The organism is Neglectibacter sp. X4 (genome assembly GCF_009917365.1).
Lineage (GTDB): Bacteria > Bacillota > Clostridia > Oscillospirales > Acutalibacteraceae > Acutalibacter.
This window is the reverse complement of record NZ_QWLE01000283.1, coordinates 1-620: the sequence shown is the minus strand read 5'-3', so window position 1 is coordinate 620 and position 620 is coordinate 1. Positions and strand designations below refer to the sequence as shown.

General features: G+C 55.5%; 1 protein-coding gene. It reads left to right on the top strand.

Annotation, left to right across the window (positions count from 1 at the left end; translation table 11 throughout):
- The coding region (locus D1841_RS18135; protein WP_166554379.1) for a carbohydrate ABC transporter permease at window positions 1-620 on the top strand (620 nt) is incomplete at both ends.

The window sequence follows — 620 nt, the reverse complement described above, 5'->3', positions numbered from 1 at the left end:
GAGCAGTATCAGCAGCTTTTGCTGGAAAGCCCGGGGTATCTGCGGATGTTCTGGAACTCGGTTTTGCTGGTGCTGCCGGTGCTTTTGGGCCAGTGTGTGCTGGCTCCCCTGGCTGCATATGGGCTGGAAAATATACAATGGAAATACAAAGAAGCCATTTTCTTTATGTATATCATTGTCATGCTCATGCCCACCCAGATTCTGCTGGTGCCAAACTTCATTGTGGCAGGGTGGCTGAACATCCGGGAGTCTTATCTAGCTATACTTTTGCCCGCGCTGTTCCATCCGCTGGGGGTGTTCCTCATCCGCCAGCAGCTCAAGAACTTCCCCAAGGAGTGCCTGGAGGCCGCGGCCCTGGACGGGGCGGGGGCCTGGCGCACGTATTGGTATGTGGTGCGGCCCAACCTCAGCTCAGTGGTGGCGGCGCTGGTGGTGCTGCTGTTTGCGGATAACTGGAACATTGTGGATCAGGCGGTAGTTTTCATTAAGAATACCTATGACAACCCGCTGTCTGTGTATCTGGGCAACGTGGTGACGGGCGACCCGGGCATGTTCTTCGCGGTGTCGGTGTTCTATCTGATTCCGGCGCTGCTGGTGTTCCTTTTGGGGCAGGATTATCT